At 63.9% G+C, this 16,469-nt stretch carries 17 protein-coding genes; 3 read left to right on the top strand and 14 right to left on the bottom strand.

Annotation, left to right across the window (positions count from 1 at the left end; translation table 11 throughout):
- Nucleotides 1–11: 11 nt before the first annotated feature.
- The 14 genes from Q7V20_RS01995 to gspG all read right to left on the bottom strand — a co-directional run bounded on the left by Q7V20_RS01995 (nucleotide 12) and on the right by gspG (nucleotide 12,954).
- Nucleotides 12–365 (bottom strand): helix-turn-helix transcriptional regulator, encoded by a 354-nt coding sequence (locus Q7V20_RS01995; protein ID WP_304786616.1) that lies wholly within the window; start codon nucleotides 363–365, stop codon nucleotides 12–14.
- Between the two features lie 155 nt (nucleotides 366–520).
- Nucleotides 521–1,948, bottom strand: coding sequence for a hypothetical protein (locus tag Q7V20_RS01990; protein ID WP_304786614.1), 1,428 nt, complete (start codon nucleotides 1,946–1,948; stop codon nucleotides 521–523).
- A gap of 118 nt (nucleotides 1,949–2,066) precedes the next feature.
- Complete coding sequence (locus Q7V20_RS01985; protein ID WP_304786612.1) at nucleotides 2,067–2,870, bottom strand: PEP-CTERM sorting domain-containing protein; 804 nt, start codon at nucleotides 2,868–2,870, stop codon at nucleotides 2,067–2,069.
- A gap of 250 nt (nucleotides 2,871–3,120) precedes the next feature.
- Complete coding sequence (locus Q7V20_RS01980) at nucleotides 3,121–3,969, bottom strand: LuxR C-terminal-related transcriptional regulator (protein ID WP_304786610.1); 849 nt, start codon at nucleotides 3,967–3,969, stop codon at nucleotides 3,121–3,123.
- On the bottom strand, nucleotides 3,966–4,448 hold the full coding sequence (locus tag Q7V20_RS01975; protein ID WP_304786608.1) for a type II secretion system protein: 483 nt from the start codon (nucleotides 4,446–4,448) through the stop codon (nucleotides 3,966–3,968). The genes Q7V20_RS01980 and Q7V20_RS01975 overlap by 4 nt, the downstream gene beginning before the upstream one ends.
- Nucleotides 4,449–4,458: 10 nt before the next feature.
- Nucleotides 4,459–4,839 (bottom strand): type II secretion system protein, encoded by a 381-nt coding sequence (locus Q7V20_RS01970; protein ID WP_304786606.1) that lies wholly within the window; start codon nucleotides 4,837–4,839, stop codon nucleotides 4,459–4,461.
- 11 nt (nucleotides 4,840–4,850) lie between these two features.
- Nucleotides 4,851–5,339 (bottom strand): type II secretion system protein, encoded by a 489-nt coding sequence (locus Q7V20_RS01965; RefSeq protein WP_304786604.1) that lies wholly within the window; start codon nucleotides 5,337–5,339, stop codon nucleotides 4,851–4,853.
- Between the two features lies 1 nt (nucleotide 5,340).
- Complete coding sequence (locus Q7V20_RS01960) at nucleotides 5,341–7,509, bottom strand: secretin N-terminal domain-containing protein (protein WP_304786602.1); 2,169 nt, start codon at nucleotides 7,507–7,509, stop codon at nucleotides 5,341–5,343.
- Nucleotides 7,506–8,033: a hypothetical protein gene (locus Q7V20_RS01955; RefSeq protein WP_304786600.1), complete on the bottom strand. Its 528-nt coding sequence runs from the start codon at nucleotides 8,031–8,033 to the stop codon at nucleotides 7,506–7,508. Before Q7V20_RS01955 ends, Q7V20_RS01960 begins: the two co-directional genes overlap by 4 nt.
- A complete protein-coding gene (locus Q7V20_RS01950; protein ID WP_304786599.1) occupies nucleotides 8,033–8,593 on the bottom strand; it encodes a hypothetical protein in 561 nt (186 codons plus the stop codon). The genes Q7V20_RS01955 and Q7V20_RS01950 overlap by 1 nt, the downstream gene beginning before the upstream one ends.
- Nucleotides 8,590–9,828 (bottom strand): hypothetical protein, encoded by a 1,239-nt coding sequence (locus Q7V20_RS01945; protein ID WP_304786596.1) that lies wholly within the window; start codon nucleotides 9,826–9,828, stop codon nucleotides 8,590–8,592. The genes Q7V20_RS01950 and Q7V20_RS01945 overlap by 4 nt, the downstream gene beginning before the upstream one ends.
- Before the next feature lie 5 nt (nucleotides 9,829–9,833).
- Nucleotides 9,834–11,399 carry a GspE/PulE family protein gene (locus Q7V20_RS01940; protein ID WP_304786594.1) on the bottom strand — a complete coding sequence of 522 codons (1,566 nt, stop codon included), beginning with the start codon at nucleotides 11,397–11,399 and terminating at the stop codon, nucleotides 9,834–9,836.
- Nucleotides 11,396–12,478 carry a type II secretion system F family protein gene (locus tag Q7V20_RS01935; RefSeq protein ID WP_304786592.1) on the bottom strand — a complete coding sequence of 361 codons (1,083 nt, stop codon included), beginning with the start codon at nucleotides 12,476–12,478 and terminating at the stop codon, nucleotides 11,396–11,398. Before Q7V20_RS01935 ends, Q7V20_RS01940 begins: the two co-directional genes overlap by 4 nt.
- Nucleotides 12,479–12,495: 17 nt before the next feature.
- A complete protein-coding gene (gspG, locus tag Q7V20_RS01930) occupies nucleotides 12,496–12,954 on the bottom strand; it encodes a type II secretion system major pseudopilin GspG (protein WP_304786590.1) in 459 nt (152 codons plus the stop codon).
- Between the two features lie 186 nt (nucleotides 12,955–13,140).
- Here gspG and Q7V20_RS01925 point away from each other — a divergent pair, with 186 nt between their 5' ends.
- The 3 genes from Q7V20_RS01925 to Q7V20_RS01915 all read left to right on the top strand — a co-directional run bounded on the left by Q7V20_RS01925 (nucleotide 13,141) and on the right by Q7V20_RS01915 (nucleotide 16,447).
- Nucleotides 13,141–15,294, top strand: coding sequence for a PhoX family phosphatase (locus tag Q7V20_RS01925; protein ID WP_304786588.1), 2,154 nt, complete (start codon nucleotides 13,141–13,143; stop codon nucleotides 15,292–15,294).
- A gap of 29 nt (nucleotides 15,295–15,323) precedes the next feature.
- A complete protein-coding gene (locus Q7V20_RS01920) occupies nucleotides 15,324–16,010 on the top strand; it encodes a PEP-CTERM sorting domain-containing protein (protein ID WP_304786586.1) in 687 nt (228 codons plus the stop codon).
- Nucleotides 16,011–16,150: 140 nt separating this feature from the next.
- A complete protein-coding gene (locus Q7V20_RS01915) occupies nucleotides 16,151–16,447 on the top strand; it encodes a hypothetical protein (RefSeq protein WP_304786584.1) in 297 nt (98 codons plus the stop codon).
- Nucleotides 16,448–16,469 lie beyond the last annotated feature (22 nt).

The raw sequence follows: 16,469 nt of genomic DNA, 5'->3' as shown, positions 1-16,469 counted from the left end.
AAATCAATGTTTCAGCAGGTGGCGCAAGCCCCCTTACGCGCGGGCTTGCCGGACGGTGTGGCAGGGGTGGGAATGCAGGGCTGGCCCTGGCAGCAGTGCTCGGTCAGATAACCGAGCAGACCATCCATGTGATCAAAGGCCGCCCGGTAGATGAGGTGCCGGCCATCGCGTTCCTGGCTGACCAGGTCAGCGTGCATCAGCTCTTTGAGGTGGAACGACAGCGTGGTGGCGGCCACCTCCAACTGTGCAGCCAAGTCCCCAGGCGTCAGACCCTGGGGACCAGCGACCACCAAGGCGCGAAAGACGCGCAAGCGCACGGGCTGGGCCAGTGCTGCGAGGGATTTGACGACGGCCTTTTCTTCCATTATTCAATAATAGTTGAATTATTAAATAGGGTCAACCGCGCAATCAGTTTTTCCAGGACATGTACAAACATAAAAAAACCCGCAGGCCATGAGGCACCGCGGGTTTTGCTTCAGGCTTGCATTGGCCCCATCCAGGCGGCCAATCAATCACTCATTCAGCGAGCGATGATCAGCACGTCATCCACGCCAGGGCGGCTGACGCGTGAGCAGAACTTCTCAGCGGTGGAACCGGCAGCGTAGCCACCGAAGGGAGCAGCAGCGCAATCGGCCGCCGTGGGCAGGGCCATCACGCCATTTTGAGCAGCAGCAGGCAGCGAGTTCAGGTTGACCGACTTCTTGGCCGAATCAATCATGCCGTTCAAGAAGCTCTTCTGCGTGGCAGGAGCAGCGTTGTTGATTTGCATGGTCGATTCAAACGCGTAGTGGTAGTGGCCCTTCTTGGCGTTGTCGCGGCTGGCAACAGCGCCGTCAACGGCAGCGAACTTCCACTTGGCGGTTTCAGCATTTTCCAGCGAGATGTGGCCAATGGCGAACGAAGCGGTGTCGTTGGCCTTGTCCAGGCAAGAACGCACGTTGCCCGAAGAAGAACCCTCGTACACCATGATGAGGCCAGCGTTGCCAATGTTGTTGATGTCGTTGGCGAACTCGGAATTGCCAGCATTGGTGGCAGGCAGCAGGCTCAGAGCATTGCGGGGATACTCAAGGAAGAATGCGTTGGCAGACGTTTGGGTGCCTGAACCATTGACACGGCGGCAGATGTTGATTTGTTGCTCATTGACCGCAGGGCTGTTGGGCAACAAAGCCTTCCAGCTGATGCTGGGGTCAAACGTATTGGCCAACATAGAAGCGATCACAGCCTTGGGCACCGTGGGGCGTACAGTGGCAGCCAAACCTTGGTCAGCTTGCAGGGCCGTGTACAAAGGGGTGCTGACAGCCAGACCGAAGACGGTGTTCACCACGCCATCAACACGGGCAAAATTGCTGTTGGAGACATTGGGGAACAAGCTGGTGTCGGTGAAGTCCACCGGCACGGCAGGGCGATTTTGATCAGGGTTGAAGCCGGTGGGGGCCACGTCGGACACACCGCCATCAGGGGCCTTCACATAGCCGTTGCTGTTGCAGACCAGACCGGCGCAGTTGGCGGCCGTCAGGTTCAGGAAAGGCAGGGTTTGGCTGTAAGCCACGGGGAACACGCCATTGCCCGAACCACCTTGGTCAGACTTCTGGAAAACCACGTACTTGCCGCTGAAGGCCGGGCCGAAGTCGTTCTTGACCGAAGCGGTGTCAACGATGATGCGGCAGGTGTAGGCCTTGACAGATTGGCCGTTGGCGGTGTCGCCAGCGAATGCGCCGTCAGTGAAGTTGCTGACGTAGGTGTCGAGGGTGCCGGCCACGCAGTTTTGCGTGAACAGGCCGCCGATGACAGCCGACAGGGCCGAAGCGCCGGAGAAGTGAACTTCAAACAGCTTGTCGGGGTTGGTGGCGGGCAGAGCACGCTTGGTGGCGATGTCGGCGATGGTCAGGGCGTGAGCTTGACCAGCGATGGCGGCCAGAGCGGCCAGGGTAACGATGCGCAGTTTCATGGTGGAATCCTTGAAAATTTCAGCGAGGGGACGTGTTCAGACCACCCTCTGGACCAGAGCGGCCCAGAAGGTTGAGTCAGACATGCGGGTGGAACGACAGGCCCAAGGCCTGCCAGGATTACTTGGCGCGGCGGCGACGAGCCATCATGCCCAGGGCACCCAGACCAACCAGGGCCAGAGCCATGCTGGTGGGTTCAGGAACCGGGGTGGTGAAAGCCACGCTGTATTGCGTGTCGTTCAGGCGATTGATGCTGAACTCGCCAATTTCGGTTTCGATGGCATCGCCAAGCAACGCAGTGCTCGAACGAGCAAAGCTGTACACCTTCAATGTGGTACCAACCGAGCCATCGTTGCCGATGGGGAACTTGGTGTTCATCGTGGGCTTGTCGTTCACATAGTAGTGACCGGCGCCTTCAGACTGGGTGAAGAAGCTGGAGCCGTTGGCGGCAAAACCACCACCTTGCTTGCCATTGACGATGGCAATGTAGTTTTGCATCTGGTTCATGCTGTCAAGCATGTTGCCATTGGTGATGACGCCAGCATTGCCACCAACGCTCACGGTAGAAACCATGTTGCGCGCAGAAGCAGTCACGCCATTGTTGTCGCCACCCCAGAAGGCGAACTTCAGGTCCGAAGCCGAGCCAGCCAAAGCCAGGAACGAGGCGAAGGCCGTGTCAGTGGCAGCGTCCAGCGTGGCGTTCCAGGTGTAAGGCGTGCCAGGCGTGGCAGCCAGCGCGGCCAGATTGAAGTCGTTGAACAGAACGCCAGAGTCGAGCTGGTAGGTGGCTTCAGCAGATTGGCTGAAGATGTGAAGGGACATTTCGCCGCCAGTGGCGGTGGTGGTGGGAGTACCGATGGCAGCGAAAGCGGAACCGGTCACAGCGAAGGCGGCGGCAGCCACCAGGGTCTTGATCTTCATCATGCTTGTTTCTCCAAAAGGGTAGTGAATAGGAAAGGTTGTGAACAACCGCCTGATCGCAACCACTGGCAAGCGAAGCCCCCCTGTGTGAGGTCTTGTGCGGTGATGTCGTTGGGCGGCTTGCCCGCCAGGGCAAACTCATCAAAGAACGCGTGAAATTCAAATTCTTGTTAATTTCTCAACAACTCGGATTCTTCGATACGCAAGTGACACGCCATGCAGTGCCCAGGGGTTGTTTCGTAGTCCGTTCGGATCACGCCGTCCACTGCACCACCGGGGTTGAAGACGCAGACTCCTGCCCTGCCCCGAACAAATTCATGGACATGGCCTTGGCCACTGCCTGCGCACGGTTGGCGGCGGTGAGCTTGCGCAAGATCTTTTGAATGTGGTTTTTGACCGTGAGCGCGCTGATGTTCAACTCATCAGCGATGGCCTGGTTGCTTTTGCCATCGCGCACCCACCGCAGGATCTCGCGCTCACGCTCGGTGATGGAGACCGCTGAACGCGCACGACCGGGCGGCTCGGAAAACCCGCCACGGCCTGCCCGCCCCGGCCCAGCCATCTCGCGCTCGGTGGTGTGCACGCGCAGGTAGGTGGCATGCAGGTAGGGCATCATGATGTTGAGGGCGTAGGCCGACTGGTCATCGGGCTTGGCCCCAGGCAGCCCAAACACGAAGAAGCTCTCCATGTCGTTGGGTCGCCCTGGCCGGCTGGCGCCGTGCGTGAGAAGGCAGCGGTAGCCGATGTCACACAAGCCCGCGGCCACGGCATCCATCGTCGCGAAGTCGGTCAAATCGATCCAGCAAGCTTGCTGGCGTGACTTGCCCCACTCGGTCAACAAGTAGGTCATGACAGGTGAGTGCCCATCCGACAAGGCGGCGATCAGCTCGGGGGGCACCACCACGCTGTTGAGCACATCAAAGGCCAACTCGCGCATGCCGATGTCATACGCACCGCAGCTGGCCAGCTTGTGCTGCATCAGGCGCTGCAGGTCGCCTTGCGTCCACAGGTAGAACTGGTAGCGTCGCGACACCTGCACCGAGGCCTCGATCAGGCGCAACAGGGATTCGGATTGTTCAGGCGCAAGGGATAGGAGGCTCATGGGAGGGCGATACTAGGCACATCAGGTGACGGTTTGTTGACGGTTGATTCATCCGCCTCGAATCGCCACTCCTGGTAGGTGCTGACACCCTGGGGGGCGCGCAAAGGCTGCCGGTCTGAGGTGCTGTAGACGCCCCGAATGACTCCGCCCTCGCGCACCAATCCCCATTGGCTGGAGCCAGTGATGGGATCGGGCCACAACTTCCTCAGGTGGCGCTTGATGTCGGGGCCACGCTGATCCTCGATCAAGTCTTCCAATCGCGTTGGCAAGGTCTTGGGCAATGTGGGCGAGGATTCCTGGTAAGACAGCAAGGCGGCCTTGATCTGCTCGCCACGAAACACCAGCTCCATTTCACGCTGGCGGCGTGCCTCAATGGACCAGCTCTGACCCAAGGCCGCCAGCAACACGCTGCTGACGGCCACCCACCACAGCAGCATCAGGTAGGTGAAGCCGCCAAGACGTCGGGTGCGTGCAAGCATGGGCACGCACTCACCATTCACTGAAGGGGACGCCATCCTGGCCCTTGCCTGCGGCGCCGCTGCGCACATCGGCCATGCCACCCTGGTTGATGCTGTCGGCAGGCGGCGGCAGCATTTGCCAACTGTCAGGCCGCCCGGTGACCGGGTCTTGCGGGATCTGGCGGATGTAGCCGCGTTGCACCAGATCATCCAGGGAGGCGGGATACGTGCCGCGATCACCCAGGTATTTGTCGATGGCATCGCGCATGACGTTGAGCGAAGTGCGCAAGCTGGCCTCGCGGGCGTTCTCGACCGACCTGAAGTAGCGTGGGGCCGTGATGCTGGCCAGCAGCGCGATGATGGCCAGCACCACGATCAGCTCGATCAGGGTGAAGCCGCGGGCTTGCTTCATGGGCACCTCATTCACCAATCACGGTAAGACGTGCCGTCCATGGCCACCCCGTCTCGCAAGACATGGACATCGAACACATCCTTGCCCGGCGCGGGCGCATCGGGCGGGCTGGCGTAGCTGCGCAAGCCCCAGGTGGCGGCGGCTGGCACGCTGGGGTCATCCGCAAATGGATCGCGGGGCAGGCGGCGCAGAAAGTAGATGCGATCACCCTTGGGTGAGGTGGCATCCGGCACACCCTGGACCAGCACCTCCAGACTGGGTGGGTAGCCCGTTTCATCGACTCTCTTCTCGATGCGGCCTTGGTCCCAGGCGCGCTTGTAGTCGTCAATGGCGGTGCGCACCGTGCGCAGTGCCTGGCGCAGATCGGCCTCTTGCGCGCGGCGTTTGTGCAAGGCGGCCAGCGGCATGGCCGCGCTGGCCAGGATGCCCACCATCATCACCACCACGATCATCTCGATCAGGGTGAAGCCGCGCGTTCGATGGGCGTGCCGGGCGGTCATGTCAACGGTCCGGGGCGGGAGGCGCAGGTTCTTCGGCCGCGGGCGGGGCTTCGGCACCGCTGGGGCGAATGCGCAGCAACAACGATGCGCCACCACTGGCCAGGCTCACCGTCGCTTCAACCGGGGCGCTGGCGGGTTTTGCCGACAAGGTGAGCACCTGGCTGCCCTGCGGCGGGACTTCGATCGCAACACCACCCTCCGCCCCCCCGGGCCCGGCCAGCCATTGCGAATCAAACAGCACGGTGGTTTGCAAAGGCAGGTCGGTGGGGTTGCGCACCGTCACCTGGAAGCTGGCGCCTGGCATGACCTCTTCGGGGCCCGTGATCTCGGGCTGGGCTTTGGCGGCGGCGCCGGGTCGGAAACGGTTTTGCACCACGCCACGGGGCGACGCCCCTTGGCCAGCGTTGGAGCCCGCCGTGCCTTCCTTGATCAACAAGCGCGCCGCGCCTGGCTGGGCTTCGGTTCCCGAAGGCATGGCCGACCCGGAGGTGTCCGGCTGCGGCAGGTTGCGCACGATGTGCGGCGTGACCAGCAGCACGATCTCGGTCTTGTTGTGCTCGTCCTTGGTGGTGCCAAACAGGCGGCCCGCCACGGGCAGGTCATGCAAGCCGGGGATGCCCGCCGAGCTGCGGCTTTCATCGTCGTTGATCAGGCCGGCCAGGATCTGGGTTTCGCCATCTTTCAAACGCAAGGTGGTGGTGGCCTGGCGCGTGCCCACCTGGTAGGCTGACGAGCCCGAGCCCGCCGGGCCATCCACCCGGCCGGTGACGGTGCTCACCTCCAGCGCGATCTTGATGGTGACGTCGTTGTCCAGTTGCACCTGGGGTTCGATGTCCAGCTTGAGGCCCACGTCCAGGTAGGTGATGGTGGTCGATGCACCGCCGCCCGTGCCCGCCACGAGGTTGGACGTGAACACCGGCAGCTTCTCGCCCAGCATGATCTTGGCCTTCTCGCGGTTGCGGGCGCGGATCTTGGGGTTGGCCAGCATGTTGGTGCTGCCGCTGGTGCCCCGCAGGGTGGCAATCGCCAGTGGGTTGGTGGTGCTCCACTGCAGGCCTTTGAGCGAGCTCAGGGTGTTGATGGTGGTGGGCAGCGCGCCGTAGCTGGCTTTGTCCACGGGGGTGATGCCGATCTCCGTGAGCTTTTTGCTGGAGACCTCCATCACCTCGACCTCGAGCATGACCTCGGGGTCGGGCAGGTCCACGCTTTGCACCAGGCGTTCGACCAGGCGGATCACCTCGGGCGTGTCGCGCACGACCAGCAGGTTGAGCCGGTCGTCCACGTAGACATCGCGGGACTTGGCCACCGTGCGGATCAAGGTCTGCACCTGCTTGGGATCAGCATTGACCAAGTAGAAACTGCGCGTGACGGTGTCCAGCAGATCGCGCTGCTTTTGCGCGGTGTTGGGGAACACCAGCATGGTGTTGTCATTGAGCAGCTTGGAACCCAATTGCTGCGTGCTCAGGATCACCCGCATGGCCTCGTCCACGGTGGTGTTGCGCAAGAACAGCGTGACCTTGGCGTCACCGCGCACATCCTTGTCGAACACAAAGTTGACGTTGGCGGCCCGGGCCAAGGATTCGAAGACGGTACGCAGGCTGGCCTCGCGGAACTCCAGCGTGATCGGCTTGCCCGCCGTGGCCAGTTGCACCGTGCTGACCTGGCGCGTCTGATTGGCCCGCAGTTCCTCCACGCGCGTCAGCAGGCTGCGGGCCGAGGTGCTGCCCAGGTCTTCGCTCAAGATGGTTCGCAAGGTGATTTCGGCGCGCTCGTAGGCGCCTGCGTCAAAGGATTGCTGGGCCTCGCTCAGCAGGCGCTGGTGCCGCTTGAGCCGGTCCACCTCGCTGCGCAGCCACACAGTTCGCGGATGTTCCGGGGCGGCAGCCTCCAGGCGCTTGAGCACGGCCTCTACCCCGTCCAGGCGGCCTGCCGCGCGGGCCACATCGGCCTGGTAGATCAGGTAGGCCACGGTGGTGTCGGTTTGCTTGAGCACGGCGATGCGCAGCTCACGGTCGTCCTGCTGTTGCTTGAGGGCGGCCTGCAATTGCGCCAGGGCGGCCTCGTGCTGCCCGGCCTGGCTCAAGGCCTGGGCATCGCGCAAGGCCGGGTTGGCGCAGGCGCTCAGCAGCAAGGCCGCCACGCAGGCGAGTGTTGGTAGCAAATACTTCATGGTGCTTTCATGGCAACGGTCTGGTGTTGCTGCAGCGGCAGGTAAGTCAACTTCATCTGCCGCTCCTGGATTTGGTCGATGCGCCACTGGCCGTCGATGACGTCGCCCACGGCCACCACCCAGGTCGAATCGGTGCCGGAGACGATGGCGCGTTGGGCCGGGTCGTTGAAGCGTCCCACCCAGGCGTGAGGAAATGGCGGCACCATGGGCGGTGGCGGGGCGACTGACACCACTTCAGGGGGCGGTGGCGGCGGGGGCCGTTGCGATCCCCACGGCATGGCGGTGTCCGGCGTCAGAGGTGGCAGGGGCTGGCGAGACTGCCATTGCGCCACGCTGGCCACCAGCCGCTGGGCTTGGTCTTCGTCCACTTTGGCGGGGCGCTTGGCAGGGGCGCTGCCGCCACCTCGCCGCTCAGCGTTGGCGCCCTGGCGCACGGGCTCCACGGTGCTGTCGTCACCTTGCAAGGCCACCCAGGCAGTCAATGCCAAAGCCAGGGTCAAGGCGATCAACATGGGCGGCCGCATCAGCGCACTCCCTTGGTCAGGACGGGCGCCTGACGCCACCACAGCGAGATACTCACCTTGGCCTTGACGGCATCGCTCATGACATCGGCTCGCTGGATGTCCAGCGCGTCCAGACTCAAGGCGGGTTCGCTCAGCAACTGGCCCAGCCAGGCGCGCACGTCCGCGTAGCGCCCCTCCACCGGCAGGATCAGGCGCTGGCGCCACAGGCCGGTGCTGCCTTGTGCGGTGCCATTGAACTGCACCGTCGTCAAGATCAAGCCACGGTCGCGGGCCGAGGCCATCACGGCAGATTGCAAGGGTGTGCGCTGCGCTGCTTCAGGCATTTTCTGCCACAAGGCCTGCCAGGCCTCGGCGGGTGTCAAGGTGCTGGCTGGCCCTCCGATCGCTTGCGCAGACTGCAGCAACTCGTGTCGAAGCTGACGCGCTTTGGAGGCTTGCACCTCGGCCTGATCCCGCTGCTGAGGCAACCAGTCCCACTGACACCAAGCCGCACCGGCCAGCAACAAGGTGCCGAGCAGTCCTGGCAGGCCCAGGCGCTTCACCACCGTGCTGGCCATCATGGCTGCACCCCCGCAGGCCAGGTGGCCTCGGCGCGCAGGGCATAGTGGCCTGTCATGGCCTCGAAGGGCGCGCTCAAGGCACTGCGCCCCAACATCTGGGCGCCGTCACCATGCGCCGCCACCCAGCGCAAAGCCGACGCATCGTCGCGCAGCGCGGCCTGCAGGCGAACGGGCGGGCGAGCATCAAGCTTGGCGCCCAGGCTGCTGATGTCCAGGCTGAAGCCGGTCAACACGGCCTGCTCTTGCAAGGCTGATTGCTCCACGCGTCCGATCACCGCTGACCAGGGATAGGCCAGCCACTGCGCCACCTGGGCCGCCTGGCGCGTGGACGCTTCATCCAGTTTCTGGCGCGTAGGCAGGCCTGCCGCCGAAGCCGCGCGAGGTGCTGCGCGCGCCATGGTCTGCTGGTGCTTGGCACGTTCAAGCCGGTGCAACATGGCCTGGGCCTCGGCTTGAGCCACAGTGGCTTCCTGGGCTTGCTCGGCCACAGCCATGCAAGCGGCCACGCCCATGATCAACAGGGCCCAGGACCACAACGCCGTCCGCACACGCGGCCCCGCAAAATCCAGCTCGTCGGCCCAACCGGACTGCCAGGTGTTCGATCCCGGGTTGGGCCAGGGAGCCAACGACGTGTCGGCGGCCATGTCCAGCCTGGTCTGTTCAGTGCGCGCTTGAGTGGGCGCCACGGCCTCCGGCAGACCGGCCTCGTCAGAGGCCTCCGCCCAAACCTGGCGAAGGCAGCGCTTGCCCTGGCCATCCAGGCCCACCGTGAGGTGAGTGCACAAACCAGCCTCCATCGCGTTGAAGGTGTGTTCGTCCGAGGACGGGTCTGGCACTTTGGCCAATGCTGTCAGCCACCGCTGTGCATCGCGCGCCCACCAAGGCCCGACCCACTGCAGCTTCACCGAGTGCTCACGCGCGGTGTTCTTCAGGCCATCCACAAGGGCGCGTGGCGCGGCGCAGCTGAGGCTCCAGGACGGCATCGACACCGAGCGCAGCACCCAGCCTTGCTCAAGGGCGATGGCGTTCAAGCCCAGGTAATGGTCCCATTGCGCCAAGGCCTGCTCCGGCGGTGCGGCGCAAGTGATCAACCAGTGCCCCGACAAGGCCAGCTCGCAGGTGCTGCCCGCGTTCTGCTCGCACCATTGGGCCCACGCCTTCAGCGCCACCTCGTGCCCCGCCTGCGGGCTCAAGGGCCGCAAGCACACTTGGTGGGGACGCCAGCTCGTCGTCAAGCGCATCATTCCGCCAGGGTCACGCGGTTGAGTTCGTCCAGCGTGGACTCGCCCCGCAACACGCAGGCCAACGCCGATTCGCGCAGCAGCCTGGTGCCGCTGGAGCGCGCATGCGCCTTGATCCTGATCAGCGAAGCACGGCTCACGATCAGGTCGCGCAGGGTGTCGTCCATCAACAGGATCTCGGAGATGGCCTTGCGCCCCCGGTAGCCGGTGCCACGGCATTGCGGGCAACCGACGGCCTGGTGGAACTTGCCGTGCGTGTCCAGCGGCAGCATGGCGGCCTTCAGATCGCTGGCCTGTGGCTGCCATGGCTTGGCGCAGTGGGTGCACAGCTTGCGCATCAGGCGCTGTGCCACCACACCATTCAGGGCCGACACCACGTTGTACAGATCAAGCCCCATGTGCATGAAGCGGCCGACCACGTCGAACACATTGTTGGCGTGGATGGTGGACAGCACCAGGTGGCCGGTCAGCGCGGCTTGCGAGGCGATCTGGGCGGCTTCGGCATCACGGATCTCGCCGACCATGACGCGGTCTGGATCGTGCCGCAGGATGGAGCGCAGGCCGCGCGCGAAGGTCAGGCCCTTTTTCTCGTTGACGGGGATCTGTACCACGCCGCCCAGTTGGTACTCCACCGGGTCTTCGATGGTGATGATCTTGTCGCGGCCATCGTTGATCTCTTGCACCACGGCGTACAGCGTGGTGGTCTTGCCGCTGCCGGTGGGGCCGGTGACCAGCAGCATGCCGTAAGGCTTGCCCGCCAGGCGGCGCACCACGGCGCTGTCGTCGGCGTCAAAGCCCAGGCCTTCCAGGCTCAGGGCTTCGGCCTCGGTCGACAAGCGCGATCGGTCCAGGATGCGCAGCACGGCGTCTTCGCCAAAGCTGGACGGCATGATCGAGACGCGGAAATCGACATCGCGCACGCCACTGTCGGTGCTTTGCTGCACGCGCAGCTTGAAGCGGCCATCTTGCGGCAAGCGGCGCTCGCCGATGTCCAGCTCGGCCATCACCTTCAGGCGCGACACCAATTGCTCGGCCACCTCGCGCGAGCCCACGTCGCCCACCTTCACCATCACACCGTCCAGACGGTGGCGAATCACCATGCCCGATGCGGTGGATTCCAGGTGCAGGTCGCTGGCCTGGGCCTTGAGCGCGTCAAACAAGGTGGCGTCCAGCAGACGCACCACGGGGCTGCTCTGGCGGCTGATGGTGTCCACCGACAACGCGTGACCGGCCTCTTCCGCACCCGCCTCATCGTGGCCCACGTGGGCAAACGTGCCCCGGGCTTCAAAGTCTTCTTCACCCAGGGCCAGCAGACCGGACAAGACCTCGTCGCTCACCTGCCGCCAGCGCAATGATTGGGCCACTTGGCGGCCCACCGCATCGCGCAGCATCACATCGTCGGGCGTGGGGCTCAGCGCCCACAAGACCTGGTTGGCATCGCGGGCCACCACCACGCGCAAGCGCATCGCCTGCGCCAAGGACCAGCGGGACCAATCCGGCTGGTGATCCTGCGCAGGCACCGGCCCAGGCACTTGGTGAGGCACCGATTGCAAGACCGCGCTCATTGGATCTGCTCCGCCACCTGGAAGATGGGCAGGTACATCAGCACCACGATGCCGCCAATCAACACGCCCATGATCAGCATCAGCACCGGGCTGACCACACGCCCCACCCAATCGGTGAAACGGGCCAGCTCTTCGTCATAGAAGGTCGCGGCCCGGTCCAGCATCGGGCCCAGCTCGCCGGTGTGTTCGCCCACGCGCATCATGCGCAATGACACCGGCGTGGTCAGTTGATGCTGGTGCAGGCAGTCGGACAGGCGGGCGCCCTCGCGCACCCGCTGCGTGGCCAAGGACAGCGCCGGGCGCAGTGAGGGGCTGACCAGTTCGGCCGAAGCTTCCAGGGCCGCCACCACGGCCACACCAGCTTGCAGCAGCAAGCCCAAGGTGCGGTACAGCGCGGCCAGCTCAACCAGGCGCAAGCGCTCGCCCACATAAGGTACCTGCCACAGCCAGTCGGACACCGCCGCGCGCACCGTGGGCGCACGCCAGGCGGCCATGGCCGCGGCCACCAGGGCACCCAAGCCCATCAGCACCAGCCAGGGGTGCTCGCCCACCGCCTTGCCCGTGCTGAGCAACACCCCCGACAACCAGGGCAACTCGCCGCCCATGCCTTCGTAGATGTCGGCAAAGCGCGGCACCACGAACACGGTCAGGAAGGTGATCACCAGGAAGCTGGCGCTGATCAGGATGGCCGGGTAGATGGCCGCGCCCACCAGTTGGTCGCGCAGGCCACTCAACCAGGCCAGGTACACGGCATGCTGGCGCAGGGCCTCGGGCGTCTGGCCCGTGCGTTGGCTGGCTTCAATGGAGGCGATCAACAAAGAGCTGAAGGCCACCGGCGTCAAGCGCATGGCCTGCGACAAGGTCTTGCCTTCCGACAAAGCGTCGATCAAGGAGCTCAGCACCTGGACCACGGGCTTGGCCGCTTCCTTCTCGCGCAGCGTGATCAACGATTCCAACAGGGGAATGCCCGCGTCCAGCAGCACCGCAAGTTCCTGGCAGAACAGGCGGCGCGGAAAGTCCTTGGCCCGCAAAGCAGGGGTGCGCGGCGCGAACAAGGCATTCAAAGATGGGAGGCTCATTGTGGGACCCTGCAGCATCACCAATTGGTGATGTCCTGGTCTTCGCCCTCGCCGCCTTCGCGGCCATCCTTGCCCAGCGAGAACACGTCGTAGTCGCCATGCTCGCCTGGTGCGCGGTATTGGTATTCGCGGCCCCACGGGTCTTTGGGCGGGGCCTTGCGCAAATAGGGCCCCCACCAACGGGTCTCGTCACCGGGCTTGACCCACAAGGCGCCCAGGCCCTGCTCGGTCGCGGGGTAGTGGCCGGTGTCCAGGCGGTATTGGTCCAGGGCCTTGCCCAGCGCGTCCAGCTGCGCGGCCGCCGTCTTGACTTCGGACTTGCCAATCTGCGCAAAGAACTTCGGGCCCACGTAGCCCGCCAGCAGGCCAATGATGACCAGCACTACCAGCAGTTCGAGCAAGGTGAAGCCCGACTGGCGAAAGTTGGGGACGAGCTCAACCAACACCCCAGCCCGGGGCGTTTTGCACTTGTTCATCAGGGGGATCCTTCATGCCCCGCCAGACCTCGCGACGGGGAGAGCCATGATCCTATCGGCCCATTGCTGACAGCTTTGTGACAAGCCCTTTGGCGCCAATCCTTCAGCGCGCCGCTTGTCTTCGTGCTGACACGAAGTTTTTCTATGCTGCGCCTCATTCTTCTCTTAACCAGCCGGAGACGCAGTATGAAAGGTTCCTTTCACCCGACCAATGACCTGACGCTCAACTTGTCAGGCAATGAGTCCATTCATGACGTGATCGACAAGGTCAGCTCATCGCGCCGCACGTTCATCAAGGGTGCAGCCAGCGCCCCAGTTCTGGCCATGGTGGGTGGTGTCACCCTGTCTGGCCTGGTCGGCACCGTCCAAGCCGCTTGCGTTGATGGCACCGCAGTGCCCATCGGCTTTGACAACTTGCCAGCAGCCCTGGCCCCCGTGCCAGACGCCGTGCGCGTTGCCGCGGGCCACACCACCAAGCTGCTCGTGGCTTGGGGAGACCCCATCATGCCTGGCGGCCTGCCTTTCTCAGGCACCGCCTCTGAAACAGCCGCACAGCAAAGCAAGCAGTTTGGTGCCCACATTGACGGCATGCACTACTTTGGCTTTGTGAGCCGGGGCGTGGAATCCAGCCAGCGCGGCTTGCTGGTCACCAACCATGAGTACACCCACGAAGCCGTGCTTCACCCCGACGGCCAGGCCAATTACAGCATTGCCAAGGCCCGCAAGTCACAAGCCGCCCACGGGCTCGCCGTGGTCGAGGTGCAGAACACCTCAGGCAACTGGGGCGTTGTCAGCAGCTCGGCCTATGGTCGCCGCCTGACGGGCAACTCGCCCATGCGCTTGAGTGGCCCGGCCGCCGGTCATGCCTTGATGAAGTCCAAGCAGTACGACATCACCGCCACCGGCTCACACGAGATTGGCAGCAACAGCGGCTTTGATTGCTTTGGCACGCTCAACAACTGCGGCCATGGCGTGACCCCTTGGGGAACCTACCTCAGCGGCGAAGAGAACTGGAACGGCTACTTCGGCAGCAACGGCAGCCTGCCAGCCAGCACCACTGAGCTGGGCAAACTGAACAACCGCTACGGACTGAATGCAAGTGGTTTTGGATACCGTTGGCACACGGTGGACCCACGCTTTGACCTGGCGCAGAACCCGTTGGAGCCGAACCACTTTGGCTGGGTGGTTGAGCTCGACCCCTTCGATCCTTACAGTGTGCCCGTCAAGCGCACGGCCTTGGGCCGCGTGAAACACGAAGGCGCATGGACCGTGCTGGGCCCCAACAACGAAGTTGGCGTGTACATGGGCGATGACGAGCGCAACGAGTACATCTACAAGTTCGTCAGCGCTGGCCGCTACAACCCGACCAACCGCGGCGCCAACCGAACCCTGCTGGACAACGGCGTGCTGTACGTGGCCAAGTTCAATGCTGATGGCACAGGCACTTGGCTGCCTTTGGTCCCCGGCAGCATCGGCGTCGATGGCGTGGCTTTGCGCGACAACCCCAACTTTGCGGGCATTGACGACACAGAAGTGCTGGCCAAGATCCTGATCAAGACCCGCATGGCCGCCGATGCACTTGGCGCCACCATGATGGACCGCCCTGAATGGACGGCAGCCCGCCCCAAGGGCTGTGGCTTTGATGGCATCGAGGTGTACTGCACCCTGACCAACAACAACCGCCGAGGCTCATCAGCCACGCCCACCACCAACAACCCTGACGGTTCAACCACCGCCGCTTCAGCCCGCCCCGCTGTCGATGCCGCCAATCCGCGTGCCAACAACCTGTATGGCCACATCATCCGCTGGCGCGAAGATGGCAAGAACGTCACCTCGCTGACCTTCACCTGGGATCTCTTTGTCCAGGCTGGTGACACCGCTACCTCGAAGACGCCCGCCGCCCAGTACACCGGCAACATCGTTGATGCACCGAACGGCTCGGCAGACTACGGCGCGCCGGACGGCATCTGGTTTGACAAGTACGGCCGCCTGTGGGTGCAGACCGACCAACAAGGCGACGCGAGCGGGGATTGGACCAACATCGGTGCCAACAGCATGGTGTGCGCCGACCCGGCGACCGGCAAAACCAAGCGCTTCCTCACCGGCCCCTTGCAATGCGAGGTGACGGGCGTGGTGATGACACCCGACGGCAAGTCCATGTTCCTGGGCATCCAGCATCCCGGCGAAGAGGCCACCAACCCCGCCAACCCCACCCAGTTCTCGAACTGGCCCGCCAGCCAGTTCGCCACCAATTCGGCGGGTCAAACCGTCGTCGGCGGCCGCCCCCGCTCGGGCGTCGTGGTCATCACCAAGACCAACGGCGGCATCGTCGGCAGCTGATTGATCCGCACCCATCAAGGAGTATCCACATGCGTCACATTTTCACCATCGCCGCCCTGGGTTTGGCCTCTGTGGCCTTCCAGGCCCAAGCTGCGCTCATCAACCAGACCAGCCAACTGCCCGCCCCCGCGCAAGTCATTGACTTCAACGCGGAAGACGGCCTGTTCATCGGCATCGGCTCGTCCTACAGCGCCAACGTCCCTCCCGTCACGCTCAGCTCGCAAGACGGCGACTTCACCGTTGGCCAACGCATTGCCACCGACCTGGGCATCAATGGCAGCTGGGGTGCTGGCAAGTCTTTCCTGTCGTTCGACAAGATTGGCGACATGACCCTGCGCATCGACTTCAACGGCTTGAAGACCCGCGCCTTCCTGGCCGACTGGAGCATGTACGAAGAAGCCGGTGACGACCGCCTGACCACGGTCACGGCCTACGGCATCGACGGCAGCTCGGAGACCTTCACCCTGGGTTCGTTCGCGACCTCGCTCGATGGCGTGGACCTGGATGACAGCCAGTTGATCTATTCCACCAACTTCTCGGTGACGCAAGGCATCCGCCTGGCCCATGCCGACATCGCCTACATCACCGTGCAAGGTGATGGCGTGGTGATGGACAACTTCGCCTACACGCAGGCCGTGCCCGAACCCGAAAGCATCCTGCTGGCGGCCCTGGGCCTGGGCACCATCGCCTTGCTGCGCCGCCGTCGCCAGGCATGACCCGGGCCGCGTGTTGACCCACGCGCGGCTTGGCGGACTTGCAAGCATGCGTCTTGCTTAACCCAGCAGGTGTTCCCGGACACCTGCTGGGAATGCACCACCATGCTTCTTCATTCACCCAATGCACTGGAGTAATGAACATGAACCCGCAAGTCTCTTCTTCACGCACCAATGTTGTCTACCGCCGCACCCCAAAAGGGCAAGCGGCGGCCATGCCATCGGTGACGCCCACCATGAACGACGAGCACCGCCGCTTGCTGCTCCTCGTCAATGGTTTCACGCCGCTGGAGGCCCTGGCCCGCGTCTGCAAGTTCCAGCAGGGACCGCAAGACGTGGCGGATATCCTGCAATCGTCTGGCCTGATCGAAGAAGCCCGAGAGCGACGACACGAAGACGGCATGCGGGCGCCGTGGCGAACCACCGAACAGCCTCAGTGAGGGCCCGCTCCAGCGGCCCATG

Origin of the sequence: Aquabacterium sp. (assembly GCF_030652515.1) — a bacterium.
Classification (GTDB): Bacteria; Pseudomonadota; Gammaproteobacteria; order Burkholderiales; family Burkholderiaceae_C; genus Aquabacterium.
Note: the sequence above shows the minus strand (reverse complement) of the source record. Positions and strands in the feature narration are given on the sequence as shown.